Here is a 25,599-nt window from a genome sequence, read left to right as displayed (position 1 = left end):
CCGCACGCGTACCAACCGAGCTGAAGGAGAGTCCGCCACCGTGGCCATGCAGTTCTACGCCTCGCCCGAGCAGATCATGCGGGACCGCTCGGAGTACGCGCGCAAGGGCATTGCTCGCGGTCGCAGCGTCATGGTGCTCAGCTACGAGGGCGGCGTGCTGTTCGTGGCCGAGAACCTCTCCACCGCGCTGCACAAGGTCAGCGAGATCTACGACCGGATCGGGTTCGCGGCGGTCGGGCGCTATCCGGAGTTCGAGGCGCTGCGCTCGGCCGGGGTCCGGCTGGCCGACCTGCACGGATACTCCTACGCGCGCGGGGACGTGACCGGGCGGCAGATCGCCAACTTCTACGCCCGCAACCTCGGCGCGATCTTCACGCAGGAGCAGAAGCCCTACGAGGTGGAGATCTGCGTGGCCGAGGCCGGGCTGACGGCCGAGGACGACGAGCTCTACCGGATCACCTACGACGGGTCGGTCCAGGACGAGCAGGGCATGGTCACGATGGGCGGCCAGTCCGACGCCGTCGCCACCGCCGTCAAGAGCCGCCTGCGGCCCGACCAGACGCTCGCTGAAGCCCTCAAGCTCGCCGTCGAGGGGCTCGCCAGCGTCGGCGGCGAAAACGGCCAGCCGCGCACCCTGGCCGCCCACCAGCTGGAGGTCGCCGTCCTGGACCGCAACCGGCCCGGGCGGACCTTCCGCCGGCTGACCGGCCTGGCCCTGACGGCGATCCTCGACGACACGTCGGGCACCACCAAGGACGCCGACATCGAGGAGGGCCTCGAGGACAAGCCGCAGCCGCCGGCCTCCCCGAGCACCCCGGCCGACAACGCGTCCGGCGGGCCGACCCCGGCCCCCGCGGAGCCGGGCGACCCCAAGCCCAGCAGCGACACGGCCGACAAGGGCGACGCCGAGTAGCACCGGGCGCGACCGCAGCTTCAGGCAGCATAGAGGGGCACGACCGGCCGTCGCCGGTGGTGCCCCTCCGCCGTTGCCGGGGACTGCCGAGCGCCGGCGCGCGGTCGCGCCGGTCAGGCGGTCCAGAGGGGTTCGACCAGCGTCGGCCGGGACTGGCCCGCGGCCGGCAGCGCGACGGCCTCGAACGCGCCGGACACGACGTCGACCCGGGCCAGCGGCACGCCCAGCTCGTTCGCTCCGTACTGCGCCGGCACCAGGATGTGGGTCGCGTCCTCCCAGACCACGCCGCCGGCCGGGCCCACGGCGCTGCCCCGCGGCAGGGCGACGCGGCGGGCCTCACTCGGGTCGGGCAGGTCGTAGAGGACGAGTGCCGGCGGGTCGTGGTCCCAGGTGTGCAGCCAGCGGCCGCCCGGGGCCAGGCCGGCGACGGGGTCCACGTCCAGCGGGCGTGGCCCGCCGTCGGCGCAGACGAGCATCGTCGGCGCGGTGGGGGACTGCGCGAGGATCGTCGCGCTGTGGGGGTCGAGCTGCCTGAGGCGGTACGGAAGCGGCATCGGCTCTTCGGAACCGGGGCGCCAGGTCACGCTCTCGCGGCCGATCGAGGCGTGGACGCGGCCGTCGATGATGCCGTGGGTGGCGGCGTTCAGACCGTCGATGCGGCCGGGTGGCATGGTGTGGTCGGTGCCGTCGGCCAGGTCGAAGCAGTGGATGCGAAACCACGTGCTGCGGCCCACGTGGCGCTCGGTCAGGGCCAGCCGCTCGCCCTGGTCGTCGACGTGTGCGCGGCCGCCGAAAGCGGTGCCCAGCAGGACGAACTCGCCGTCCGGGCGGATCAGGGCGGCCTGGTGGTCGGCGGCGAGCAGGACGGTGCCGTGGCGGGTCTGCACGGCCTGGCGGATCTGGGCGCGCGGCCAGTGGGCCAGCTGCACGGGGGAGCCGTCGCGCCACACGATCAGCTCGCCGCCGGAGCCGGCGAAGCCCGCCTTCGGGGGAGGGCCCTCGGGGGCCGTGGACCGGGAGTACGCGGCGCGGGGCACGAGCTGCGTCGGCGGCGCCGCGATCCGGGGCGGCGGCTCGGGCCGGCCGTGGACCGCGAGGGTGAGCGGCTCCTCCTCGGGCTGGTCGGCGTAGCCGGTCACGAAGCCGTCGGCGACCGCGCGGGCCAGCACGGCGCGGGCGTCGAGGGCCGGGCATTGCAGGCGGTCGGCGATGCGGGCGACGGTCAGGACGTCACCCGACTCGCCCGCCCACAGGACGAGCATCACGAGATCCGTCACGGCGTCGCGCAGGTCGTCGGCGCGGCGGTCGGCGCGCAGGAGCGGGTGGTCGCGGGCCAGCCACCGGGGCGGGTCGACGGGGGCCTCGACGGGCCAGAACTGCAGCAGGTACGCGCTGCCGTCGGGGTCGTCGGGGTCGTGGCGGCGGCCCAGGCGCAGGCGGTACAGCCCGGGGTCGCCCAGCCGGAAGGCGTCGCGGACCCCGCTGGCGACCATGGACAGGCCGACGACGCCGGCGGTGTTGAAGGGTGTCTCGACGAGCTCGGGCCAGCCCGGCTCGGGCGGCGGCCGGTCGTCGTGGGCCTCGAGGCGCACGTGCTGGTAGCGGCCGGCGGCCTGGGCGTCGACCCAGCCGTCGCCGGCCCGGGCGATGGAGCCGCACGGGGCGGTCCGGACCGCGTACTCGGCGAGCAGGCCGCCGACCCGGGCCGGCGATCCGCGCCCGGCGTCGCGGAGGAGGAACGTGCTGTACTCCGGCCAGTAGCCGTGGTCCTCGAACGCCCGCAGCAGCGCCACGTCTACGCCGCCCCCTCCACCGTCCCGCGGCCGCCGCGCCACGGGAAGTGGAGCCGCCGGCTCTCGGGCCGCGGACCGGTCACGCGCGGATGATGGCCAGGAGCAGCACGACGAACGCGCGGCCGAGGTAGATGGTGGCCTTCACCGGGGAGTTGCTGGGGGTGCCGGCCATCCGCGGGCGCATGGCCACCGGGATCTGTGTGATCTTGAAGCCGTTGCGGGCCAGGCGGACGAGGACCTCGATGGTGTCGCCGAGGTACTCGGCCGGGTACCAGTGCGCGAAGAACTCGATGGTGCGCCGGTTCACCGCGCGGTGACCCGACGTCGTGTCCGTCAGCTTCGTGCGGGAGAGCCGCGACAGGACGACCGACAGCATCTTCATCGCCCACTGGCGCGGGCCCTTGACCGCATAGCCACCCTCGCCGGCGAACCGGGCCCCGATCACCATGTCGTGCTCGTCGAGGGCGTCGACGAGCTTCGGGATGTACCGCGGGTCGTGCTGACCGTCGGCGTCGACCTGGATGGCGACGTCGTAGCCGTGGTCGCGGGCGTACCGGTAGCCGGTGCGCATGGCCCCGCCGACGCCGAGGTTGAACGGCAGCTTCGCCACGATCGCCCCGGCGCCGGCCGCCTTGATCGCGGTGTCGTCGGCGGAGCCGTCGTCGACCACGATGATGTCGACCGAGGGCAGCTCGCCGCGGACCTCGCGGACGACCTCGGCGATCGACCCCGACTCGTTCCAGGCCGGGATGATGATCAGTACCTTCTTACCGTTGATCATCGGGTGCCGTTCCCTGCGCTTCGAGGGCCTCGTGGGGGATCTCGTCCTGGGGCCGCGGCCGGCCGAGCTCGCTGCGGAGCAGGGCCAGGTCCTCGGCGAGGGTCCGGGTCTCCTCCTCCAGGCGACTGACCTCCCAGCTCAGGTGCACGGTGACCAGGAGCAGGAAGACGATGCCGAGGAACAGCACCAGGCTGACGCCGCTGGCGATGCCGAGCAGCCGCGCCGTCTTGTCGGTGATGAACGGGAAGAACGCCAGCGGCAGCATGACGATGCTGACGAGCAGCCAGAGGATGGCGTACTTCTCCTGCAGCTGCCGGCGCCGCAGCAGCTCGACCATGAACGCGAGCACCGCGAGGGCGGTCAGGCCGGTGACGATCGTGAGCTTCACCGGACGACTCCAGGGACCATGTCATGCAGCATGGCACGCCACTGGCGCATGGGCGCCAGCCCGGCCGCGGCCCAGCGGCTGTGGCCGAGGACGCTGTAGGCGGGGCGCTTCGCCGGGCGGGCGTAGGCGGCGCTCGTCGTCGGGCGGACCCGGGCCGGGTCGTGGCCGGCCTCCGCGAAGACCGCCTGGGCCAGCCCGAACCAGGTGACCTGGCCCGACGCGGTGCCGTGGTAGACGCCGGCGGGTGCGTCCGCCAGTGCCAGCTGCACCAGGCGCTCGGCCAGGTCGCGCGACCACGTCGGCTGGCCGAGCTGGTCGTCGACCACCTCGACGAACTCGCGCTCGCCGGCCAGCCTGAGCATCGTGGTCACGAAGTTCCGGCCGGTCTCGCCGTAGAGCCAGGCGGTGCGCACGACATGGCCGCCGTGCCGCAGCGCCGCGCGCTCGCCGGCCAGCTTGCTGCGGCCGTAGGCGTTGATCGGGTCGGTCGGGGCGTCCTCGGCGTAGGGCTCGGTGGCGTCGCCGGGGAAGACGTAGTCGGTGGAGACGTGGATCAGCCTGGCGCCGGTCGCCGCACACGCCTGCGCCAGCACCTCGACGCCTGTGCCGTTGACCGCCGTCGCGGCGGCCTCGTCGGCCTCGGCGCCGTCGACGTCGGTCCAGGCCGCGGCGTTGATGACGACGTCGTGGCCGTCGACGAGGTCGCTGACCTTCGCGGTGTCGGTGATGTCGAGTTCGGCCCGGGTCGCCGCTGTCACGTCGTGGTCGGCCAGGACGGCGAGCAGGTCACGGCCCAGCATGCCGCCGGCGCCGGTGACGAGGAACCTGGCCGTGTGGCCTGCGCTTCGCTGCGGACCGCTCATGAGCCCAGCGCCGCCCGCGCCTTGAGCGGCTCCCACCAGGCGCGGTTGTCCTGATACCAGGCGACCGTCTCCGCGATGCCCTGCTCGAACGTGACCTGGGGGGTGTATCCGAGCTCGTTGCGGATCTTGTCGATCGACAGGGAGTACCGCCGATCATGTCCTTTGCGGTCCTCGACGTAGCGCACCGCGGACTCCCACTCGCGTCCGGTCGCGGCGAGCAGGGCCTCGGTAAGCTCGCGGTTCGTCAGCTCCCGGCCACCGCCGATGTTGTACACCTCGCCCGCCCGGCCCTTTTCGAGGGCGAGCTGGATGCCGGCGCAGTGGTCGGACACGTGCAGCCAGTCGCGGATGTTGCCGCCGTCGCCGTACAGCGGCACCGTCCCGCCGTCGATGAGGTTCGTGACGAACAGCGGGATCACCTTCTCGGGGAACTGGTAGTGGCCGTAGTTGTTCGAGCACCGGGTGACCACCACCTCCATCCCGTGGGTGCGGTGGTACGCGAGTGCGAGCAGGTCCGAGCCGGCCTTCGACGCCGAGTACGGCGAGTTGGGCTGCAGCGGCCACTCCTCGGTCCAGGAGCCGTCCTCGATGGAGCCGTACACCTCGTCCGTCGACACGTGCAGGAACCGCCCGACCCCGGCCGCCCGGGCCGCGTCGAGCAGCACCTGGGTGCCGAGCACGTTGGTGGTCACGAACGGCCCGGCGCCGAGGATCGAGCGGTCGACGTGCGACTCGGCCGCGAAGTGCACGACGGCGTCATGGCCGGGCATGAGCTCGCCGACGAGCGCGGCGTCGCAGATGTCACCCTCGACGAACGTGAGCCCGGCATCGCCCGCGACCGGCGCCAGATTGGCCCGGTTACCCGAATAGGTGAGTTTGTCCAGAACGGTCACGGCCGCGCCGGCGTAGGCGGGGTACCCCCCGCTGAGCAGCGTGCGCACGTAGTGCGAGCCGATGAAACCGGCACCGCCGGTGACGAGGATTCTCACAGGGCCAGGAGTCTAGTGGCACTACCACGATCATCGCCCCGGCCGGGGTGGTGTTTGTGGTTCCTCGCCGCATGGTGCGCACGAGCGACTCCCCGCATGCCCATGACGGAGCGGGGCGGGCCGTGACCGGCCAACTGACGAGACGGCGATCCCGGCGAGTTCGGCTTTGTCGCGGAGCACGGCGATGGCCCGGCCGATCTGCCATTGCCGGAGCCGGAGATTGTGCCGTGGCCCCGCGGCCAGGTCGAGGACGGTGCGCGGGTCGCCGACGATCAGCGTGCCGATCCGCTGTTGCACCGCCCACGTGACAACGGTCTTCGCGGCTTCGTGCTGGACCTGGCGGATTCGGCGGCGGTGGCGGCCTTCGTCCAGGCGTAGCCACAGCGGTGGGCGCCCGGATGCCGTCGTCAGCCTGAGCTCGAGCTCCTTGAGAGTGAATGTTCCGTGATACCAGCGCACCGGCATGAGCCCGCGCCGGCGCCGCGGGAAGCGGGCGGACAGGTCGCCCGCCGTCGGCGCTTGGCCGTGGCGAACCAGGCGTCGGAGTAGCGGCGCAGCGCCCGAGGTTCAGCAGATGCGCGCCGCCGCGACATGCGGCCAAATTCGCACGAGTTCGAGAAATGTTGCCCAACTGGTCATGGTAACTGCGCCAGCGGGCCGTTAGACCCCGGCTGCGGGAGTCCCGTACGGTGGCCGGGTGCGCGGCATCATCCTCGCCGGCGGGACCGGCTCACGTCTGTGGCCCCTGACCAAGGCTGTGTCGAAGCAGCTCATGCCCGTTTTCGACAAGCCGATGATCTACTACCCGCTCACGACCCTCGTCATGGCGGGCATCAACGAGATCCTCGTCATCACCACACCCGAGGACCAAGAGGCCTTCGAGCGGCTGCTCGGGGACGGCTCGCAGTGGGGGCTGAAGCTGCAGTACGCGGCGCAGCCCCGGCCCGAGGGCCTGGCCCAGGCGTTCATCATCGGCGCCGACTTCATCGGCGACGACACCGTGGCGCTCGTGCTCGGTGACAACATCTTCCACGGCGGCGCGCTCGGGCAGCGGCTGTCGGACAACGGCAACCTCGTCGGCGGGCGCGTGTTCGCCTATCCGGTGAGCAACCCGCAGGACTACGGCGTCGTCGAGTTCGCCGCCGACGGCCGCGTGCTGTCGATCGAGGAGAAGCCGGCCAAGCCCAAATCCCGATACGCAGTGCCCGGTCTGTACTTCTACGACAATCGCGTCATCCAGATCGCCCGCGACCTCAAGCCCAGCGACCGGGGCGAACTGGAGATCACGGCGGTCAACGCGGCCTACCTCGAGATGGGCGAGCTGCACGTGGCCGTCCTGGACCGCGGCACCGCCTGGCTCGACACCGGTACCTTCAACACGATGGTCCAGGCGGCCGAGTTCGTGCGGGTCATCGAGGAGCGGCAGGGCTTCAAGGTCGGCTGCGTGGAAGAGGTCTGCTGGCGGGCCGGGCTCATCGACGACGTGCGGCTCCGGGAGCTCGCCGAGCCGCTGCGCAAGAGCGGGTACGGCGAGTATCTGTTGAACCTGCTCGATTGGCAGAATTAGCCACTCGGGGTGCTTTGCACGACGACCGACACGCTACGGAGATGAGTTCGTGAAGATCCGACAGCTCTCGATCGGCGGCGCCTGGGAGATCACCCCCGTCGTGCACGGGGACCCCAGGGGCCTGTTCACCGAGATCTTCCGCGCCGACCACCTGGCCGCGGAGATCGGGCACCCGCTGCGGGTGGCCCAGGCGAACCTGTCGGTGTCCTCCCGCGGGGTGGTGCGCGGCGTGCACTTCGCCGACGTCCCGCCGGGGCAGGCCAAGTACATCAGCTGCATCCGCGGGGCGGTCCTGGACATCGTCGTGGATCTGCGGGTCGGATCCCCGACATTCGGCCTCTGGGAGGGCGTGCAGCTGGACGACGAGGAGCGGCGCGCGGTGTACCTCGGGGAGGGCCTCGGCCACGCCGTGTGCGCCCTGACCGACGACGCCACCCTCGCCTACATGGTGTCGGAGACGTTCAATCCGACGGGGGAGCACACCCTGCACCCGCTGGACCCGGATCTCGACATCCGGTGGCCCGTCGACGAGCCCATCCTCTCCGCCCGGGACACTGCGGCGCCGTCGCTCGCGCAGCTGCGCGCGGAAGGGCGGCTGCCGGATTACGCCACCTGCCAGAGGTATACCGAAAGTCTCCGCTTCCAATAGGTTCGAATCGGCGTTCAGGCGGCTAATGTCTGTACATGGACCGGCGAATTTTCGGCCTTGAGACCGAATACGGGGTCACGTGCACCTACCGGGGACAGCGCCGCCTGTCGCCGGACGAGGTCGCCCGTTATCTGTTCCGGCGCGTCGTGTCGTGGGGCCGTTCCAGCAACGTCTTCCTGCGCAACGGCGCGCGCCTCTACCTGGATGTCGGCTCCCACCCGGAGTACGCCACCCCCGAATGCGACTCGGTACCCGATCTGGTCGTTCACGACCGGGCCGGTGAGCGCATTCTCGAGGGTCTGCTTGTCGACGCCGAGCGCCGGCTGCACGACGAGGGGATCGCGGGCGAGATCTACCTGTTCAAGAACAACACGGACTCCGCCGGCAACTCCTACGGCTGCCACGAGAACTACCTTGTCAGCCGGCACGGCGAGTTCGGCCGCCTGGCCGACATCCTGATCCCGTTCCTGGTGACCCGTCAGCTCATCTGCGGCGCGGGCAAGGTGCTGCAGACCCCGCGCGGCGCCGTGTACTGCCTGTCCCAGCGAGCCGAGCACATCTGGGAGGGCGTCTCGTCGGCGACCACCCGCTCCCGCCCGATCATCAACACCCGCGACGAGCCGCACGCGGACGCCGAGCGCTACCGCCGCCTGCACGTCATCGTCGGCGACTCGAACATGAACGAGGTCACCACGCTGCTCAAGGTCGGCACCGCCGACATCGTGCTGCGGATGATCGAGGCCGGCGTCGCGATGCGGGACCTCTCGCTGGAGAACCCGATCCGGGCCATCCGCGAGGTGTCGCACGACATCACCGGCCGCCGCCGCGTCCGCCTCGCCAGCGGCAAGGAGATCTCGGCGCTGGAGATCCAGCAGGAGTACTTCGACAAGGCCACCGAGTTCCTGGACCGCCGCGGCGCCGATGCGGCGACCAAGCGCGTCATGGAGCTGTGGGGCCGGGTGCTCGGCGCGGTCGAGAGCGGCAACCACAAGGAGGTCGAGCGGGAGATCGACTGGGTGACGAAGCTGGGCCTGATCGAGCGCTACCAGGCCAAGCACGACCTGCCCCTGTCCCACCCCCGCGTCGCCCAGATGGACCTCGCCTACCACGACCTGCGCCGCGGCCGCGGCCTCTACGGTCTGCTGGAGAAGCGCGGCTCCGTCGACCGGGTCGCCACCGACCTCGACATCTTCGAGGCCAAGGAGACCCCGCCGCAGACCACCCGCGCCCGCCTGCGCGGCGAGTTCATCCGCCACGCCCAGGAGCGCCGCCGCGACTTCACCGTCGACTGGGTGCACCTGAAGCTCAACGACCAGGCGCAGCGCACGGTCCTGTGCAAGGACCCGTTCCGCGCCTACGACGAGCGGGTGGACCGGCTCATCGCGAGCATGTGACGGTTCCCGCTTCGGGGGTTAGGCTGGCCGGGCTATGGACCAGTTGCCCGACCAGCCGCCCCCGACGCCGAAGAAGCTCGGAGCCGACTTCAACCCGGACCGCCCCGCCAGCAACCGGTTCGGGCGCCGCCTCCAGCGCATCCGCGACGAGGTCGAGCGCAACCGCACGGTGGGGCCGAAGTACCCGACGTGGGTGCTCGCGCTGATCCTGGTCGCGATCATCGCGTTCTTCATCCTGATCGTGGTCTACTCGTGATCCGTCGCCTGGCGCCGCTGCTCCTGACTCTCGGCCTGGCCGCCTGCACGGAAGGCGCCAACCACACCCCGCTGCCGGTCGCCCCCACCACGACCGCCGACGTCTCCCTGGCCCCGCTGCCGTCGCCGTCCCTGGGCCCGGTCGTCAACTCCGACGGCTGCCAGGGTCTCATCGCGGCCGGTCAGGTCCAGCAGACCACGGGGCTACCCGTGCAGCCGAGCGCCGGCGACGGGGCGGCGGCCGTCGCACAGTACGGCCAGGCGGTCCAGACCCTCGGCCTCAACGCCCGAGCGCGGATGTGCCCCTTCGGCAGCCCGGCCGGCGACCAGGTGACAGTGGTGGCGCTGACGTTTGCCGACCCTTCGCAGGCGGCGAAGCTGTGGACGACCATCGCGTCCCTCGAGGCCGTCGGCGGCGTGGGGGAGGCGGCGCTGTCGGACAGGTCCAAGACGCTGCTGACCCGCCGCGGCAAGGCGATCGTGGCGGTGTACCTGGTCGTGGCGGCCGCACCGAACGCCGACCACCTGTCCCAGCTCCGCTCGGTGGCGAACACCGCGCTTTCCAAGGCGTAAGCACTCAGTCCCGAACGGGCTCCGGTGGCGCCGGAAGGTGTCGGTTCGGCACGTGGCCGCCGGCGTGGCGTCAGGCGAGGGCGGCGGCGTGTCGGCCGGCGGCCGCTGCCGACAGGAAGTACGCCGTGTCCTCGGCCAGGCCGCGGCCCATCGTCGAGAGCTTCACCGGCAGCCCGGCCAGCGCGGGCGCGAGGTCCAGCGACGGCACCTCGACGAGGGTGTGGGGCGGGCACAGGGCGGACAGTGAGGCGCGGACGGCCGCGGCCAGGTCGGGTGCCAGGTCGGACGGCATCACCAGGTCCGCCGGGGCCAGGGCCACCCGGCCGAACGCGGTCACGCTGTGGTGGGAGACGCCGTGGTGGCGGGGGCGGGGGTCGGCGTCGGAGATGCGGGGCGCGGCTACCGGGCGGCCGTCCAGGGCGGCCGCCGCGTTCACCGCCTCGCCCGCCGCCACCCCCGAGAACCCCCAGTGGGTACCGGTGCCGAGGTTGCCCGGGCCCTGCGTCACGATCGCCAGGTCGGCGTGCAGGCCGTGGCGGGCCGCGAGGAGGCCGCTGTGGACGTTCGTGGACTCCAGGTCGCCGCCGAACGACTGGCCGGTCGTCACCGTGCCGGCCAGCAGCGGGCTCAGCGCGTCGAGGGTGCGGGAGAACCAGGCGGGCAGGGCGCCGCCGTCGGTCATGACGTAGGCGACGCGCAGGTCGGGGCGGGTGGCCAGCGCGCCCGCCAGCACGGCGGGAAGGGCGGAGTGCAGGTCGGCCACCACCACCGGCAGGCCGTCGAGCGAGGCCGCGCCGGCCAGGGCGGAGCGCAGGGGAGAGGCCTCCTCGTCGGCGGCCAGCACGACCGCCTGCAGGGGGGTGTACCGCGCCTTGACCACGTGGCCGGGGACGTCGACATCGTCCGGGAGGTTGTCGGGCACGGCCACGACGAGCGCGTAGCCGCCGGTGCCCAGGCCGAGGGCGAGCGCGTTGAGGTTCAGCAGGACGCGGTCACCCGCCCGGGGTCGTCCGACGAGCGACGGGTAGGCCAGTGCGCGTACCGAATCCGGATCTTCCGCTCGTCGCTTGTCCACCGTGACGTCGAGCTCCAGGCTCCCGCGCCACTCGCGGCGGGCCTGCACGACCGTCCCCCAGCGCCACCTGATCACGGCACACACCGTAACGCAGCGACGCAGCGCGGTCTTGTGGTGACGGTGTGAACGCTCACCGCACGGGTGGCGCAGAACAGGCGTTCGGGCTGGTAGGTTCGCTTCCGTGTCGCGGACTCGAACCGAGCGCCTGGTGAATCTGGTGATCTGCCTGCTCGCTACGCGCCGCTTCCTGACCGCTGAGCAGATCGCGGCGATCGTGCCCGGCTACGAGCACGATCCGAACGACGAGCGCGACCATGAGGCGTTCCAGCGCAAGTTCGAGCGGGACAAGTCGGAGCTGCGCGAGCTCGGCGTCCCCCTCGAAATGGGCACGGCCAGCATCTTCGACCAGGAGCAGGGATACCGGATCGCGCGGCGCGAATACGCGCTGCCCGACATCACCCTCGCGCCCGACGAGGCCGCCGCCGTCGGGATCGCGGTGCGGCTGTGGCAGCAGACCGGGCTGGCCGCGGCCGCGTCGTCGGGCCTGGCCAAGCTGCGGGCCGGCGGGATCGACGTCGACCCGCACGCCACGCTCGGCGTCGAGACGGTCGTGACTGTCGACCCGGCGTTCGAGCCGCTGACCGCGGCGGTGCGCGACAGGCAGGCCGTCTCGTTCTCCTACGAGGTGCCCGAGCGCGACGGGGCCGGGGTGCGGCGGCTGCAGCCGTGGGGCGTCGTGTGCTGGCGCGGCCGGTGGTATGTCGTGGGCCACGACCTCGACCGCGGCGCCGAGCGCTGCTTCCGGCTCTCCCGGGTCGTCAGCGCGGTGCGCCGGATCGGCCGCCGAGACGCCTACGAGCCGCCGAAGACCGACCTGATCGCGAAGGTCGCGGGCTTCAGCGGACCGGTCGAGCGCACGGGCCGGGCCACCGTGCTTGTCAAGACCGGCAAGGCGGCGGGGGTACGTCGATGGGCCGAGGACTGCGTCCAGACGCCCGACGGTGACCGGCTGACGCTGAGCTACTCCGACGTCGACCAGTTCGCCGGCTGGCTCGTGGGCTACGGCGCCGACCTGGTCGTGCTCGACCCGCCGGAGGTGCGCGCCGAGGTCGTGAAGCGGCTGCGCGCCATCGCCTCGGCCTACGACACCGACCCGGCCGCCGCCCCGCCGCCACCCATCGGGGTGCCGGCATGACGAACTCTGCGGACCGCCTCGCGCGGCTGCTCAACCTGGTGCCGTATCTGCAGGCCCGGCCCGGGATCACCATCGCCGAGGCCGCCGCCGACCAGGGCATCACCGGACGGCAGCTGCGCGAGGACCTCGAGCTGCTGTGGATGTGCGGGCTGCCCGGCTACGGCCCCGGCGACCTCATCGACATGGCGTTCGTCGGCGACAGCGTGACGCTCACCTACGACGCCGGGATCGGCCGGCCGCTGCGGCTCACGCCCGACGAGGCGCTCGCGCTCATCGTGGCGCTGCGGATGCTTGCCGAGACCCCGGGTGTGACGGCCGGCGACGGCGTCCACCGGGCCCTGGCGAAGATCGAGCACGCGGCCGGCGACCTGGCCGACGCGCCCGTCGCGGTGCGGCTGCCCGGCGCCTCCGACCGGCTCGAGGAGCTGCGCGGGGCCGTGGACCGGCGGCGGGCGCTGCGGATCACCTACTACACGGCGACCCGGGACGAGACCACCGAGCGGGTCGTCGATCCGATGCGGGTGCTGGTGGTGGGGCGGTGGGCCTACCTGGAGGCGTGGTGCCGGCGGGCCCAGGCGGTCCGGCTGTTCCGCGTGGACCGCATCGACGCCTCCTGCGAGCTCGACGAGCCTGCGCAGGTACCCCCGAAGGCCCGTCCGATCGACACCCGCACCGGCACGCTCTTCACGCCGACGCCCGACCTGCCGCTCATCACGCTGCGGGTGGGCCGGGGGGCGCGGTGGATCGTGGAGCAGTACCCGTGCGAGAGCGTCGACCGCAGCGCCGGCGAGCACTGGTCCGTCTCCCTGCGCGCCTCCGACCTCGACTGGGCCCGCCGCCTGGTGATGCGCCTCGGCGCCGAGGTCACGGTGGTCGCGCCGCCCGCACTCGCCGAAGCGGTGGTCGCCGAGGCGAACTCAGCGCTCGCCGCGTACGTGCATTAGGGTCGAGCTCGTGCTGTGGTGGATTTCCGGGATTCTCGTGGTGCTTTCACTCGTCGTCCTTGTCTACGTCGCGCTGGCCGTCATGGCTCGGCTGCGCGCGTTCGACAACGCGGCCCGGGCCATGCAGGCGCGGCTCGTCGACGGGCAGCGCCGGGTCGAGCCCCGTCTGGCCGCCCTCCAGCAGACCGTCGAGCTGGTGGTTCCGCAGCTCGAGGCCATGGCGGCCCAGCAGCAGGAGCGCGCCGCGCTCAAGGCCGCGCAGGTGGAGAACAGTTAACAATCCTGGCGGATTAAACGGGCAAAGTGCACCTTTGTCCGGACGGATGGTTGACGATCGGGCGGACCAGCGTCAACACTCGTCAGGACTTCAGGGGCCTGACCCGAGACCGCAACCCCCAGGCCACTGCCCTCACTCTCCAGGGGTCAGTACGATGGGTGCGGCAGCTCGAATACAGTGAGGTGGCTTCACATGGGTGCAGTTAGGCCGTGGCACATCATCGTGCTGGTGGTGGTGCTGATCCTGCTGTTCGGCGCGAAGCGGCTGCCCGACGCGGCCCGCGCGCTGGGACGCTCGATGCGGATCATCAAGGCCGAGACCAAGGGCCTGCAGGACGACGACGTCGACGCCAAGGCGGAGGCGCAGTCGGGCCGGGAGCCGCTGCGGGGCGAGATCGCCGACAACCAGCCGTCGCCGACCCCCCGCGTCGACCCGGTTGATCACGCACGCGAGCGCTGAGGCGCGCTCCGGTCGTGAGCATCATCGCCCGGCGGCGCAGTAAGCAGCCGTCGAACTTCGAGCGTGCCGCAGATGGCTCCATGACCCTGCTGGAGCATCTGCGGGAGCTCCGAACCAGGCTCTTCCGGGCGTCGATCGCGATCGTCCTGGGCATGATCGTCGGATACCTGCTGTCCAACCACGTGCTGCAGATCCTGCAGGACCCCTACTGTCAGCTGGCGGAGAAGCTCGAACGCCAGGCCACCGGCGGGGGCTTGCCGGTGGGCTGGAAGTGCGGGTTCGTGGCGCTCAAAGTCACCGATCCGCTCCTGCTGAAGCTGAAGATCTCGCTGTGGGTCGGCCTGATCGTGTCGGCGCCCTTCTGGATGTATCAGCTGTGGGCGTTCGTCGCCCCCGGCCTGCACCGCAAGGAGCGCCGCTGGGCCTACGTGTTCGCCGGCCTGGCCGCCCCGCTCTTCGCCGCCGGCGCGGTGCTCGCGTTCATCGTGGTCTCCAAGGGCCTCGAATTCCTCATCGGCTTCATCAACCCGCAGACGCAGATCATGCTGGAGGCGATGTCGTACGTCGACTTCGTCACGGGCATGATGCTCGTCTTCGGCGTCGCCTTCGAGTTCCCGCTGGGCATCATGCTGGCCAACATCGCCGGCATCGCCACGGGCAAGCGCCTGCTCGGCTGGTGGCGCATCGCGGTCTTCATCTTCTTCGTCTTCGCCGCGGTCGCCACCCCCACGGCCGACCCGTTCGGCATGACGTTCCTGGCCCTGGCGATGTCGATCCTGTACTTCGCCGCCGTGGTCTTCGCCCTGGTCAACGACAAGCGCAAGGGCCGCAACCGCCCGTCCTACGCGGGCATCGGCGACGACGAGGTCTCCTCGCTCGACGACTACGAGGTCGAACCGGTCGAGGCGGCGAGCCCGATCGACGGCTACGACCCCGTCGACGGCCCGTCCCCGGTGGCGGCGCCGACCCCGGTGGAGAAGCCCCGGCCGCTCGACAGCCGCTGGGACGACATCACGTAAGCAAGCGTTCAGCGGCAGCGGCGCCTCGGGCTCACCCGGGGCGCCGCTGCCGTGTGGTGCCGATACGCCCGCCGCGCACAGCGCTATTTCGGCGGACGCCATCGCCCGCCCCGGGGGCCAACGCTTACAGTCAGCGCCGTGAACATCGCGCTGCTCGCCAACCCCACTGCCGGCAAAGGGCGGCGGGCCGCGTTGCTGCCCGCGATCAAGGAGCGGCTCGGCGCCCACGTCACGGTGCTGGGCGCGGACAGCGCGGCGGCGGCCCGAGAGCTGGCCGGCCGGGCCGTGGCCGATGGGTGTGACGCGCTCGTCGCCATGGGCGGCGACGGGACCGTGCACCTGGGGCTGCAGGCGGTGGCGGGGACGGGTACGGCGTTCGGGATCGTGCCGGCCGGGACCGGGAACGACTTCGCGGTCCGGCTCGGGCTGCCCACCGAGCCCCTCGCCGCGGCGGACGCCGTCGCCGCCGCCCTCGCCGCGGACGCGACCCGAAGCGTTGACCTGGCGCGGGTCGTCGGCGAGGACGGGACGACGGCGTGGTTCGGGGCGGTGCTGGCCGCGGGGTTCGATGCGTTCGTCAACGAGCGGGCCAACCGGATGCGGTGGCCGAAGGGGGCGCAGCGCTACAACCGGGCCATCGTCGAGGAGCTGGTGGCGTTGAAGCCGCGGCAGTACACGATGCGGCTGGACGGCGCCGAGAGCCGGTTCGCGTCAGTGCTCGTGGCGGTCGGCAACACGGAGAGCTACGGCGGCGGGTTTCGGATCGCGGCCGGCGCGGACCCCACCGACGGGCTGCTCGACGTCGTGGTGGCGGAGCCGCTCGGGCGGCTGGCGCTGATGGGGCTGCGGCCCAAGGCGCTCAAGGGGACGCACATCCACGACCCGCGGGTCAGCACCTACCGGGCGAAGGTGGTCGAGCTCGACGCCGCCGGGGTCACCGCGTACGCCGACGGGGAGCGGATCTGCCCACTCCCCGTGACGATCGCGTGTGTACCGGGAGCACTCAAGCTCCTCCAGCAGTAGAACCGGGCGGCAGCACTAGGCGGCGTTGCGGATGCGCACCTTCACGCCGTTGCCGGACGGCTCGGTCGACACGTCGGACTGCTCGACGCCCTCCGGGATCGAGAAGCTGCGGCTGAACGACGAGGAGCTCGACGACGAGGACGAGAAGTGTGCACCGCCCTCGTCGTGGCTTTCCGAGGTGCTGCCGCCGCCGGCGCCCTTGATCGTCAGGCGGCCGCCGCCGACCTGCACGTCGACGTCCGACGGGTCGATGCCCTCGACGGTGATCACGAGGTCGTCGCCCTCGGTGGCCGTGTTGACCGACGCCGAGTGCGAGTGGGCCTGGTGGGCGGCGCTGCTCAGGTCGTCCTGCATGCGGGCGAGGGCGTTCGTGGGGTCCCAGCGGTTCAACGGCATGATGTACCTCCGATAACAAGCATGATGGTGTGCACTGTCGTCGCGCCGAACCGGCCGGACAAGCGCAGAGCCGGTGTTGCGACAGTGTTTCCCGCCCAGGATGCAAACCATGCGCAAGTCAGAGCAGGCGGAGGATTCCTCCCAGTCCATGCACCTTGCCCGGTTCACTCTCCGGGAGGACGAGCACGGAGCAGCCGGCCGCCGCCGCGCCGGCGTCGGCGGGGGTGTCGCCGACCATGAGGGCCCGCTCGGGGTCGACGCGCAGCGCCGCGCACGCCTTCCAGAAGATGGCCGGGTCCGGCTTGGTCCGCCCCACCTCGTAGGACAGGACGAACTGCGTCACCAGGTCCGCGAATCCGAGCGCGCCCGCCAGTTCGCGCAGGTCAAAGCCGATATTGCTGACCACCGCCACGGGTACTCCGGCCGCCCGCAGCGCCTCCAGCGTGGCAATGGTGTCGGCGTAGAGCTCCCAGCCGTCGGCGAGCAGCAGCCTGTCGTACAGCGCGGTCGCCAGCGCCTCGTCCACGGTCGCGGCGAGCCCGGTGTAGCAGGCCCGATGCGCCTCGACGGACAGGTCCCGGTCGGCCCACACCTCGGCCAGGTGCGCCGGGACCCGGTGCGGCTTCGGCCCGCCCGCGCGCCCGGCGGTGGTGAGCCGGTCGGCGAGGACCGTGGCGCGGGCCCGGTCCAGCGTCGTCCCGGCGCTCTGCGCGGCCAGCGTGACCCACCGGATCGGGTCCTCGACCTGCGCAAGTGTTCCGTGGAAGTCCAGCAGCACCGCCTCGATCGGCCGTCGGGAAGTCAGTGACTCGTCGCTTTCCGGCACGCCAGCACGATACCCATGAGCGGATCCGGGCCTTCTTCGCCTAGCCTGGGTCTTGTGAGCGGTGTGGAGGAGTTTGCGGGTAGCCCGGCCGACCGCTACGCGGCGGCTCGTGAGCGGGCCCGGAAGGCCGCGGCGCAGCCCGCGCTCACCGAGTTCGTGGACGAGCTGGAGTTCGACCTCGACCCGTTCCAGATCGACGCGTGCGCGGCCCTGGAGCGCGGCACGGGTGTGCTCGTCTGCGCGCCCACCGGGGCCGGCAAGACGGTCGTCGGGGAGTTCGCGGTGCACCTGGCGCTGCGGCAGGGGCGCAAGTGCTTCTACACGACGCCCATCAAGGCGCTGTCCAACCAGAAGTACAACGACCTCGTGGGCCGGTACGGCGCCGAGCGGGTCGGGCTCCTCACCGGCGACAACGCGATCAACGGTGACGCGCCGGTCGTGGTCATGACGACCGAGGTGCTGCGCAACATGCTGTACGCGGGCTCGGCGACCCTCCAGGGCCTGTCGTACGTCGTCATGGACGAGGTGCACTACCTGGCCGACCGGTTCCGCGGTGCCGTCTGGGAAGAGGTGATCATCCACCTGCCCGAGTCGGTGACGCTCGTCTCGCTGTCGGCGACCGTCTCCAACGCGGAGGAGTTCGCCGACTGGCTGGTGACCGTCCGCGGTGAGACGACAGTGGTGGTCAGCGAGCACCGGCCGGTGCCGCTCTGGCAGCACATGCTCATCGGCAAGCGGATGTTCGACCTGTTCCACGACGCCGAGGCGGCCCAGAAGCACGACGTGCACCCCGAGCTGCTGCGCTACCACCGTGAGATGCTGCGCCGCGTCGAGCTCGCGGGCGGTGACCTGCGCCGGGGCAAGCGGGGCCGCTGGACCGGGCCGTATCGCCAGGAGATCGTGGAGCGGCTCGACCGCGAGGGCCTCCTGCCGGCCATCCTGTTCATCTTCAGCCGGGCCGGGTGCGACGCCGCCGTCCAGCAGTGCCTCGCCGCCGGGCTGCGCCTCACCGGACCTGACGAGCGGGCCGAGATCCGCACCGTCGTGGAGGAGCGCACCAAGCACATCCCGAGCGAGGATCTGCAGGTCCTGGGCTACTGGGAGTGGCTCGACGGCCTCGAGCGGGGCCTCGCCGCCCACCACGCCGGCATGCTGCCCGCGTTCAAGGAGGTCGTCGAGGAGCTGTTCGTCCGCGGGCTGGTCAAGGCCGTGTTCGCCACCGAGACCCTGGCCCTGGGCATCAACATGCCGGCCCGGTGCGTCGTGCTGGAGCGGCTTGTCAAGTTCAACGGCGAGGCGCACGTCGACCTGACCCCGGGGGAGTACACCCAGCTGACCGGGCGGGCGGGCCGCCGCGGCATCGACGTCGAGGGCCATGCGGTAGTCGTGTGGGCGCCGGAGCTCGATCCCAGGCACGTCGCGGGGCTCGCGTCGACCCGGACGTACCCCCTCAAGAGCAGTTTCCGCCCTTCCTACAACATGGCCGTCAACCTCGTCGGCTCCGTCGGGTTCGCGGCCGCCCGGGAGCTGCTGGAGAGCTCGTTCGCGCAGTTCCAGGCCGACCGCTCGGTCGTGGGGCTGGCCCGGCAGGTGCAGCGCAACACCGAGACCATGGCCACCTACGCGGGCGAGATGACGTGCCATCTCGGGGACTTCGAGCAGTACTTCTCCATCCGCGTCGCCATCGCCGAGCGCGAGAAGGCCATCGCCCGCCAGGGCGTCCAGCAGCGCCGCGCCGCCGCCCTCGAGTCCCTGGAGCGGCTGCGCGCGGGCGACGTCATCCGGGTCCCGGCCGGCCGCCGCTCGGGCCTGGCCATCGTCATCGACCCGGGCACCGGCGGCTTCGGCGAGCCGCGCCCGCTCGTGCTCACCGAGGACCGCTGGGCCGGGCGCATCTCCGGCGCCGACTTCACCCAGCCCGTCGAGGCGATCGGCCGGGTGCGCGTCCCGCGGCAGTTCAACTACCGCTCGGCCCAGGACCGCCGCGACCTGGCCGCGCAGCTGCGCCGGGTGGAGTTCGAGCCGCCCGAGCGCGGCCCCCGCGGCCGCTCACGCAACGCCGCGGCCGCCGACGACCACGAGCTCGACTCGCTGCGCGCGTCGCTGAAGCGCCACCCGTGCCACCGCTGCCCCGAGCGCGAGGAGCACGCCCGCTGGGCCGAGCGCCGCCACCGCCTCGAGCGCGACACCGAGGGCCTGCGCGGCAAGGTGGCCAGCCGGACGGGCTCCCTCGCGCGCACCTTCGACCGGGTCTGCGGCCTGCTCACCGACCGCGGCTACCTGACCGAGGCGGGCGGCGTCACCGATGCCGGGCGCATGCTGGCCCGGATCTGGTCGGAGACCGACCTGCTCATCGCCGAGTGCCTCCGCCGCGGCGTGTGGGACAACCTCGGCCCGGCCGAGCTCGCCGCCGCCGCCAGTGTGCTGGTCTATGAAGCCCGTCGAGAAGCGGAGGACCGCGCGTCGGTACCGCGGGGCGAGGTCACCGACGCCATCGACGCGACGCTGCAGCTGTGGGCCGACCTGCGCGACGACGAGGATGCGCACGGCCTGCAGCTGACCCGGGAGCTGGACCTGGGCTTCGTGTGGCCCGTGTATCGCTGGGCCCGCGGCGAGTCGCTCACCAAGGTCCTCGGCAGCGTCCACGGCCTGGAGGGCGACATGCCGGCCGGCGACTTCGTGCGCTGGTCGCGCCAGGTCCTCGACCTCCTGGGCCAGCTGGCCGAGGCCACGGGCGCGCCCGACGGCGTGCGCCGCACGGCCCGGCAGGCGATGACCGCCATCACCCGCGGCGTCCTCGCCTACAGCATCATGGGCTGACCGGCCCGGACGGTGTCGGATGGCGGACCGGTGCGCCATTTCACGGTCCGTCCCGTACGATTTTTCCGTTTTCTCGCCGGATGCGAACTAGGAAAAATCATTCGCGTCCGTAAGACTGCGGTGGCCGGTTCGCCGTGCCGTTTGCGCGGGCCTCGGCGAACGGCACAGACGGAGGACACCGTGGGTCAGCTGCACCATTTCACATACGGCGCCATCACACCGATTTTCGCCTTCGCGATGTCGTTTCTCGGCTCGCTGCTCGGCCTGGTGAGCACCGCCCGGGCCCGCGTCGCCACCGACAACCGCCGCCGGGCCTGGCTGCTCGTGCTGGCCGCGTGGTCGATCGGCGGCACCGGCATCTGGGTCATGCACTTCATGGCCATGGTCGGCTTCAGCGTCCAGGACAGCCCGCTGCGCTTCGACGTGCCGATCACCGTCGCCAGCTTCTTCATCGCCGTGGTCACCGTCGGCATCGGCCTGTTCATCGTCGGCATGGGTGAGCGCCGGCTGTGGAAGGTCTTCGTCGGCGGCCCGATCACCGGCGTCTCGGTCGCGTTCATGCACTACACGGGCATGGCCGCGATGAACGTGGACGGCTCGTTCGAGTATCGGCCGGCGCTGTACATCGCCTCCTACGCCATCGCCATCGTCGCGGCGACCGTCGCCCTGTGGTTCACCGTTGTCGTCCGCGGGATGGTCGCCACGACCGCCGCGGCCACCCTGATGGGCGTCGCCGTCTGCGCCATGCACTACACCGGCATGTACTCCATGGAGTTCCACCTGCAGCACAGCGGCGCCAACGTTCCCGGCGTCGACGTGAACTGGTTCCTGGCCCCGATCGTCCTGTTCGTGCTCGTCGTCGTCATCGCGCTGGCCAGCGCCGTGATGGCGGTCCCGTCGGAACGCGAGCAGGCCGAGGCCGAGGCGGTCCGCGAGAAGATCGCCCAGGGCCGCGTCATCCGCGAGAACAACACCCCCGTCTTCGGCGGCGGCCCGATCGGCGACGGTCTGCCCGCGAGCGGCCCGGCCGGCTCCCTGCCGCAGCGCAGCAAGGCGGCCCAGGCATTCGGCGGCCGCGCCGACGCCCGCCGCGACCGCGGCCGCTGACGTTCCGCGGCCGTTCCCGGCGCATCCGGACAATTGCCGGCATCGTCCATGAGGCCCCGCGCAATGGCGCGCCGCCGGATACAGTGCTCGCCGATGGACGAGTTGCGCGAGCGGGTCGAGACCTTTCGCCGCCTGGCGGCCGAGCACGTCATCCCGGTCGTCATCGGCGACCCGGACCCGCTGCCGCGCAACCCCGAGCTCCCGCCGGGCCTGTACGACGTGTTCGACATCGTCGGCCACGTCGACACCGGTGACCTGCGGTTCGCCCCGCCGGCCGAGGCCCGGTCCCCGGCGGCATGGCGGGACCGCGAGATCGACGAGGACTCGCCGCTCGGCGACATGCCGTCGATCGGCGAGGGGTACGTTCTCACCGGCGACCGCCCCGAGGACAACATCGCGATCGGCGACCTGACCGTGGACGTCACGGACGGCAGCGTCTACTACATCGACGGCGACAGCTACCGCTTCTACTGCATCGACGGCTACGGGCTGGACGAGATCGAGGTCGACGAGTTCGCCCCCGACGTGCCGTCCTTCTTCACCCACTACGTGTTCGGCCCGGGCTACCCGCGCCTGGCGGCGATCGTGTGCAACGTCCGCCCGTACCAGACCCACAAGCGCCGGTACATCGCCCCCTGGATGCGCCTGCTGGCCGCGGCCGGCCTCATCGACCCCCCGAGCCGCGAGCGCTCCAGCCCGCGGCTCGACCTCCCCGACCCGGACCCGGCCGCGACGCTCCGGGCGGCGCTGAAGCCACGCCGCAACACCGTGTAGGATCGAACACCTGTTCGATCACGCCGACATCCCGCCGAACGTTGCGGGACCGCCGGCGGGGCTTGGTGGCCCGGCTCGGGGCCGGGTCCGGGTGGAGGGGAAGCCTCCCCCGGCGCGGAGCCGAACGAATAGGGTGAAGGTCGTGACTGATGCGCGGCCCCGGCCCACTATGCGATCCGTTGGCAGCACGCTCGAGGAGTTCGAGCGCGACCTCATCAGCAACCTGTACTACCAGCGCGGGACCACGCTCGAGTCGGCCAGCGGGTCGGACGGCTACCACACGCTGGCGTTGACCGTGCGGGATCGGCTCATCGAGCGGTATGCGCGGACCGCCGCGGCGCACTACGAGGCGAATCCGCGGTTCGTCTACTACCTGTCGGCCGAGTATCTGCTCGGGCGGCAGCTGCGGCAGAATTTGCTGTACACCGACACCGAGAAGCTCGCGCGGCCCATTGCGGCGCAGCTCGGGACCAGCATCGAGGAGCTCGAGCGCTACGACGTCGAGCCCGGGCTCGGCAACGGCGGGCTCGGGCGGCTGGCGGCGTGCCTGCTCGACTCGATGGCGACGCTCGACATTCCGGCCGTGGGGTACGGCATCCGGTACGAGTTCGGGATCTTCAAGCAGGGGTTCCGCGACGGCGCGCAGGTCGAGCGGCCCGACGACTGGACATTCTACGGCAATCCGTGGGAGTTCCCGGCGCCCGACGACCGGCAGAAGGTCGGGTTCTACGGGGCCACCGCGCCCGTGCTCGATGATCCCAGCGGGCTGCGGCGGCAGTGGAGCCCGGGCGAGATCGTGCGGGGCGAGCCGAGTCACATGCTCGTGCCCGGCTACGGCACGCAGACCGTCAACATCGTGCGGCTCTGGCGGGCGCGGGCCAGCCGGGAGTCGTTCGACCTGTCGCGGTTCGGCGCGGGGCAGTACAAGGAGGCGGTCGAGGACATCACCCGGGCCGAGAACATCAGCAAGGTGCTCTACCCCGACGACAGCACGGAGCAGGGCCGCGAACTGCGCCTGAAGCAGCAGTACTTCCTCGTCGCCTGCTCGCTGCGCGACATCATCCGGCGCTACCGGCTGCGCAACGACGGGTGGGACGCGTTCCCGGCGAAGGTCGTCGTGCAGCTCAACGACACGCACCCGGTGATGGCGGTCGTCGAGCTCATGCGGCTGCTCGTGGACGAGTACCGGGTGGACTGGGACCGGGCCTGGTCGATCACCCGGCGGACGTTCAACTACACGTGCCACACGCTGCTGCCGGAGGCGCTGGAGACCTGGCCGGTGGCGCTGCTGGAGCGGCTGCTGCCCCGGCACATGGAGCTCATCTACTCGATCAACTACTTCTTCCTGCAGGAGGTCGAGGCCACGTTCCCGGGCGACGGCGACCGGGTGCGGCGGCTGTCGATCATCTCGGAGGACGGGGAGCGGCGGGTGCGCATGGCGCACCTGGCGGTCGTCGCGTCGAGCGCGGTCAACGGGGTCGCCGAGCTGCACACGCGGCTGCTCACCGAGACCACGCTGCGCGACTTCGCCGAGCTGTGGCCGCAGAAGTTCCACAACGTCACCAACGGCGTCACCCCGCGCCGGTTCGTGCGCATGGCCAACCCGCGCCTGTCGGAGCTGATCACGACGACGACGGGGTCCGAGCGGTGGATCACCGACCTCGATCAGCTCGACGCGCTCGCCGGCAAGGCGGACGATCAGGAGTTCCTGGACCGGTGGCGGGCGGTCAAGCGGGCCAACAAGGTGGACCTCGCCGCGCTGGTGGAGCAGTCGACAGGGGTGGTGATGGACCCCGACTCGCTGTGCGATGTGATGATCAAGCGCTTCCACGAGTACAAACGCCAGCATTTGAAGCTCTTGCACGTCATCACGCTCTTCAACCGCCTGCGCGAGGACCCCGACCTGGACGTCGTGCCGCGCACGGTGCTCTTCGGGGGCAAGGCGGCGCCCGGATACCACTCGATGAAGCTGCTGATCCGGCTGGTCAACGCGGTCGCGGAGGCGGTCAACACCGACCCGGTGGTGTCGCGGCACCTGAAGGTCGTGCTGCAGCCGGACTACAACGTGAGCCGGGCCCTGGTCGTCATCCCGGCGGCCGACCTGTCCGAGCAGATCTCGCTGGCCGGTAAGGAGGCGTCGGGGACCGGCAACATGAAGCTGGCCCTCAACGGCGCGGTCACGATCGGCACGCTCGACGGGGCCAACATCGAGATCCGTGACCGGGTCGGCGCGGAGAACTTCTTCCTGTTCGGCCTGGACGCGCAGCAGGCCGAGGAGCAGCGCCGCCACCACAACCCGCGGGCGTACTACGAGACCGACCCCGACCTGCGGGCCGCGATCGACGCGATCGCCAACGGCGTGTTCGCGAAGGGCGACCGGACCCTGTTCGCGCCGGTCGTCGACGCGATGCTGGGCCGCGACGAGTACCTGGCCCTGGCCGACTACCGCGCCTACATGGAGTGCCAGGAGCGGGTCGAGCGCGCGTGGCGCGACCAGGACGCGTGGGCCCGGATGTCCGTGCTGAACGCGGCCCGGTGCGGGTTCTTCTCCTCCGACCGGACCGTGCGCGACTACTGCGACCTGATCTGGCGCGTCGACCCGGTGCGGGTCACGGGCTGAGGGCGTCGACGATCCGCTTCGACGCACCCGCGAGGCCCCACCGCTGCGCCAGCTCCAGCAGGCGGTCCGGATCGGTGGGGCCCTGCGGGAGCTTGGTGTCGAGGTCGGGCAGGGGCACCGTGCGGGAGACGGCGACCACCTCGCGGGACTTCTCCAGATACTCCCGCCCGGCGACGAGCTTCGCCCGCAGGCCCGGTGCGAAGCCGGACTGCGGGTCGTCGAGGGCGGCCAGGATGCCGTCGAGGTCGCCGTAGCGGTCGACCAGGCGGGCCGCGGTCTTCTCGCCGACGCCCGCGACGCCGGGCAGGCCGTCGCTCGGGTCGCCGCGCAGGGCGGCCAGGTCCGCGTAGCCGGCCGCCGGCACCCCGTATTTGCCGTGCAGCGCCGCGTTGTCCAGGACCTCCAGCTTCGCGACGCCGCGCCCGCAGTACAGCACCCGCACCGGCTTGGCGTCGTCGATGACCTGGAACAGGTCGCGATCACCGGTGGCCACCTCGACCGGCCCCGGTTCGCGGTGGGCGAGCGTGCCGATGACGTCGTCGGCCTCGAAGTCGGGCGCGCCGACGGCGGTGATGCCCAGCGCCGCGAGGAACTCGAGGATGATCGGGACCTGCGTGGACAGCGCGTCCGGCACCTCCTCGCCGCCGGCCGGGGTGAGCCGGTGCGCCTTGTACGACGGCAGCAGCGCGACCCGCCACGCCGGGCGCCAGCTCTCGTCGAGGCAGCAGACCATGCGGTCCGGCCGGCGGCCCTTGATCAGGGTGGAGAGCATGTCGAGGAAGCCGCGCACCGCGTTGACCGGGGTGCCGTCGGGGGCTTTCGCGGCGGCCTCGGGCACGCCGAAGAACGCACGGAAGTAGAGGCTGGCCGAGTCGATGAGCAGCAGAGGGCGGTCCACC

26 protein-coding genes are annotated in these 25,599 nt (G+C 71.7%); 17 read left to right on the top strand and 9 right to left on the bottom strand.

Annotated features, from left to right (window positions below; all coding sequences use genetic code 11):
- Window positions 1–40 precede the first annotated feature (40 nt).
- Window positions 41–913, top strand: a complete 873-nt coding sequence (prcA, locus tag Dvina_RS36940; protein ID WP_223094081.1) for a proteasome subunit alpha — start codon at window positions 41–43, stop codon at window positions 911–913.
- Between the two features lie 113 nt (window positions 914–1,026).
- On the opposite strand, the gene Dvina_RS36935 is transcribed toward prcA, so the two are convergent.
- The 5 genes from Dvina_RS36935 to rfbB all read right to left on the bottom strand — a co-directional run bounded on the left by Dvina_RS36935 (window position 1,027) and on the right by rfbB (window position 5,727).
- Window positions 1,027–2,706 carry a hypothetical protein gene (locus Dvina_RS36935; protein WP_223094079.1) on the bottom strand — a complete coding sequence of 560 codons (1,680 nt, stop codon included), beginning with the start codon at window positions 2,704–2,706 and terminating at the stop codon, window positions 1,027–1,029.
- Window positions 2,707–2,785: 79 nt separating this feature from the next.
- Entirely contained in the window at window positions 2,786–3,487 is a 702-nt protein-coding gene (locus tag Dvina_RS36930; protein ID WP_223094077.1) for a glycosyltransferase family 2 protein, read from the bottom strand.
- On the bottom strand, window positions 3,474–3,875 hold the full coding sequence (locus Dvina_RS36925; RefSeq protein WP_223094075.1) for a DUF2304 domain-containing protein: 402 nt from the start codon (window positions 3,873–3,875) through the stop codon (window positions 3,474–3,476). The genes Dvina_RS36930 and Dvina_RS36925 overlap by 14 nt, the downstream gene beginning before the upstream one ends.
- Entirely contained in the window at window positions 3,872–4,738 is an 867-nt protein-coding gene (gene rfbD, locus Dvina_RS36920; RefSeq protein WP_223094073.1) for a dTDP-4-dehydrorhamnose reductase, read from the bottom strand. Before rfbD ends, Dvina_RS36925 begins: the two co-directional genes overlap by 4 nt.
- Window positions 4,735–5,727 carry a dTDP-glucose 4,6-dehydratase gene (gene rfbB / locus Dvina_RS36915; RefSeq protein WP_223094071.1) on the bottom strand — a complete coding sequence of 331 codons (993 nt, stop codon included), beginning with the start codon at window positions 5,725–5,727 and terminating at the stop codon, window positions 4,735–4,737. Before rfbB ends, rfbD begins: the two co-directional genes overlap by 4 nt.
- A gap of 204 nt (window positions 5,728–5,931) precedes the next feature.
- On the opposite strand from rfbB, the gene Dvina_RS36910 reads away from it, so the two are divergent.
- From Dvina_RS36910 to Dvina_RS36885, 6 genes are all read left to right on the top strand, one after another.
- Window positions 5,932–6,105 (top strand): hypothetical protein, encoded by a 174-nt coding sequence (locus Dvina_RS36910; RefSeq protein ID WP_223094069.1) that lies wholly within the window; start codon window positions 5,932–5,934, stop codon window positions 6,103–6,105.
- 319 nt (window positions 6,106–6,424) lie between these two features.
- Window positions 6,425–7,294, top strand: coding sequence for a glucose-1-phosphate thymidylyltransferase RfbA (gene rfbA, locus Dvina_RS36905; protein ID WP_223094067.1), 870 nt, complete (start codon window positions 6,425–6,427; stop codon window positions 7,292–7,294).
- A 49-nt stretch (window positions 7,295–7,343) separates the two neighbouring features.
- A complete protein-coding gene (locus tag Dvina_RS36900; protein ID WP_223094065.1) occupies window positions 7,344–7,943 on the top strand; it encodes a dTDP-4-dehydrorhamnose 3,5-epimerase family protein in 600 nt (199 codons plus the stop codon).
- A gap of 35 nt (window positions 7,944–7,978) precedes the next feature.
- Window positions 7,979–9,337: a Pup--protein ligase gene (pafA, locus tag Dvina_RS36895; protein ID WP_223094063.1), complete on the top strand. Its 1,359-nt coding sequence runs from the start codon at window positions 7,979–7,981 to the stop codon at window positions 9,335–9,337.
- Window positions 9,338–9,371: 34 nt separating this feature from the next.
- Window positions 9,372–9,593, top strand: a complete 222-nt coding sequence (locus Dvina_RS36890; RefSeq protein ID WP_223094061.1) for a hypothetical protein — start codon at window positions 9,372–9,374, stop codon at window positions 9,591–9,593.
- Window positions 9,590–10,165: a hypothetical protein gene (locus Dvina_RS36885; RefSeq protein WP_223094059.1), complete on the top strand. Its 576-nt coding sequence runs from the start codon at window positions 9,590–9,592 to the stop codon at window positions 10,163–10,165. Before Dvina_RS36890 ends, Dvina_RS36885 begins: the two co-directional genes overlap by 4 nt.
- Window positions 10,166–10,235: 70 nt before the next feature.
- Here Dvina_RS36885 and Dvina_RS36880 read toward each other — a convergent pair whose 3' ends face one another.
- Window positions 10,236–11,315 carry a DUF3866 family protein gene (locus tag Dvina_RS36880; protein WP_223094057.1) on the bottom strand — a complete coding sequence of 360 codons (1,080 nt, stop codon included), beginning with the start codon at window positions 11,313–11,315 and terminating at the stop codon, window positions 10,236–10,238.
- A 106-nt stretch (window positions 11,316–11,421) separates the two neighbouring features.
- Between Dvina_RS36880 and Dvina_RS36875 the strand changes: the two genes are divergently transcribed.
- The 6 genes from Dvina_RS36875 (at window position 11,422) to Dvina_RS36850 (ending at window position 16,157) form a co-directional block, all read left to right on the top strand.
- Window positions 11,422–12,435, top strand: a complete 1,014-nt coding sequence (locus Dvina_RS36875) for a helix-turn-helix transcriptional regulator (protein WP_223094055.1) — start codon at window positions 11,422–11,424, stop codon at window positions 12,433–12,435.
- Window positions 12,432–13,379 (top strand): helix-turn-helix transcriptional regulator, encoded by a 948-nt coding sequence (locus Dvina_RS36870; protein WP_223094053.1) that lies wholly within the window; start codon window positions 12,432–12,434, stop codon window positions 13,377–13,379. The genes Dvina_RS36875 and Dvina_RS36870 overlap by 4 nt, the downstream gene beginning before the upstream one ends.
- Window positions 13,380–13,389: 10 nt before the next feature.
- A complete protein-coding gene (locus Dvina_RS36865) occupies window positions 13,390–13,656 on the top strand; it encodes a hypothetical protein (RefSeq protein ID WP_223094051.1) in 267 nt (88 codons plus the stop codon).
- A gap of 192 nt (window positions 13,657–13,848) precedes the next feature.
- Window positions 13,849–14,115 (top strand): Sec-independent protein translocase subunit TatA, encoded by a 267-nt coding sequence (gene tatA, locus Dvina_RS36860; protein ID WP_223094049.1) that lies wholly within the window; start codon window positions 13,849–13,851, stop codon window positions 14,113–14,115.
- A gap of 80 nt (window positions 14,116–14,195) precedes the next feature.
- Window positions 14,196–15,134, top strand: coding sequence for a twin-arginine translocase subunit TatC (gene tatC / locus Dvina_RS36855; RefSeq protein ID WP_223094047.1), 939 nt, complete (start codon window positions 14,196–14,198; stop codon window positions 15,132–15,134).
- 138 nt (window positions 15,135–15,272) lie between these two features.
- Window positions 15,273–16,157 carry a diacylglycerol kinase family protein gene (locus Dvina_RS36850; protein WP_246655568.1) on the top strand — a complete coding sequence of 295 codons (885 nt, stop codon included), beginning with the start codon at window positions 15,273–15,275 and terminating at the stop codon, window positions 16,155–16,157.
- A 15-nt stretch (window positions 16,158–16,172) separates the two neighbouring features.
- Here Dvina_RS36850 and Dvina_RS36845 read toward each other — a convergent pair whose 3' ends face one another.
- Both Dvina_RS36845 and Dvina_RS36840 read right to left on the bottom strand, forming a co-directional pair.
- Window positions 16,173–16,553, bottom strand: a complete 381-nt coding sequence (locus Dvina_RS36845) for an Hsp20 family protein (protein ID WP_223094043.1) — start codon at window positions 16,551–16,553, stop codon at window positions 16,173–16,175.
- A 118-nt stretch (window positions 16,554–16,671) separates the two neighbouring features.
- Window positions 16,672–17,379 carry an HAD family hydrolase gene (locus Dvina_RS36840; RefSeq protein ID WP_246655567.1) on the bottom strand — a complete coding sequence of 236 codons (708 nt, stop codon included), beginning with the start codon at window positions 17,377–17,379 and terminating at the stop codon, window positions 16,672–16,674.
- A 63-nt stretch (window positions 17,380–17,442) separates the two neighbouring features.
- Between Dvina_RS36840 and Dvina_RS36835 the strand changes: the two genes are divergently transcribed.
- The 4 genes from Dvina_RS36835 to Dvina_RS36820 all read left to right on the top strand — a co-directional run bounded on the left by Dvina_RS36835 (window position 17,443) and on the right by Dvina_RS36820 (window position 24,700).
- Window positions 17,443–20,199 carry a DEAD/DEAH box helicase gene (locus Dvina_RS36835; protein ID WP_246656626.1) on the top strand — a complete coding sequence of 919 codons (2,757 nt, stop codon included), beginning with the start codon at window positions 17,443–17,445 and terminating at the stop codon, window positions 20,197–20,199.
- Between the two features lie 180 nt (window positions 20,200–20,379).
- Window positions 20,380–21,306, top strand: coding sequence for an MHYT domain-containing protein (locus tag Dvina_RS36830; protein WP_223094039.1), 927 nt, complete (start codon window positions 20,380–20,382; stop codon window positions 21,304–21,306).
- Window positions 21,307–21,399: 93 nt separating this feature from the next.
- The gene (locus Dvina_RS36825; protein WP_223094037.1) at window positions 21,400–22,080 is read left to right on the top strand and encodes a hypothetical protein; all 681 of its coding nucleotides are present in this window, start codon (window positions 21,400–21,402) and stop codon (window positions 22,078–22,080) included.
- A gap of 142 nt (window positions 22,081–22,222) precedes the next feature.
- Window positions 22,223–24,700, top strand: a complete 2,478-nt coding sequence (locus Dvina_RS36820) for a glycogen/starch/alpha-glucan phosphorylase (protein WP_246655566.1) — start codon at window positions 22,223–22,225, stop codon at window positions 24,698–24,700.
- Here Dvina_RS36820 and Dvina_RS36815 read toward each other — a convergent pair.
- On the bottom strand, window positions 24,690–25,598 hold the full coding sequence (locus tag Dvina_RS36815; protein WP_223094035.1) for a 5'-3' exonuclease: 909 nt from the start codon (window positions 25,596–25,598) through the stop codon (window positions 24,690–24,692). The two genes, Dvina_RS36820 and Dvina_RS36815, sit on opposite strands and share 11 nt — an antisense overlap.
- Window position 25,599 lies beyond the last annotated feature (1 nt).

The sequence above is a fragment of the Dactylosporangium vinaceum genome (genome assembly GCF_019904175.1).
In the GTDB taxonomy this organism is placed as follows: Bacteria; Actinomycetota; Actinomycetes; order Mycobacteriales; family Micromonosporaceae; genus Dactylosporangium; species Dactylosporangium vinaceum.
Note: the sequence above shows the minus strand (reverse complement) of the source record. Positions and strands in the feature narration are given on the sequence as shown.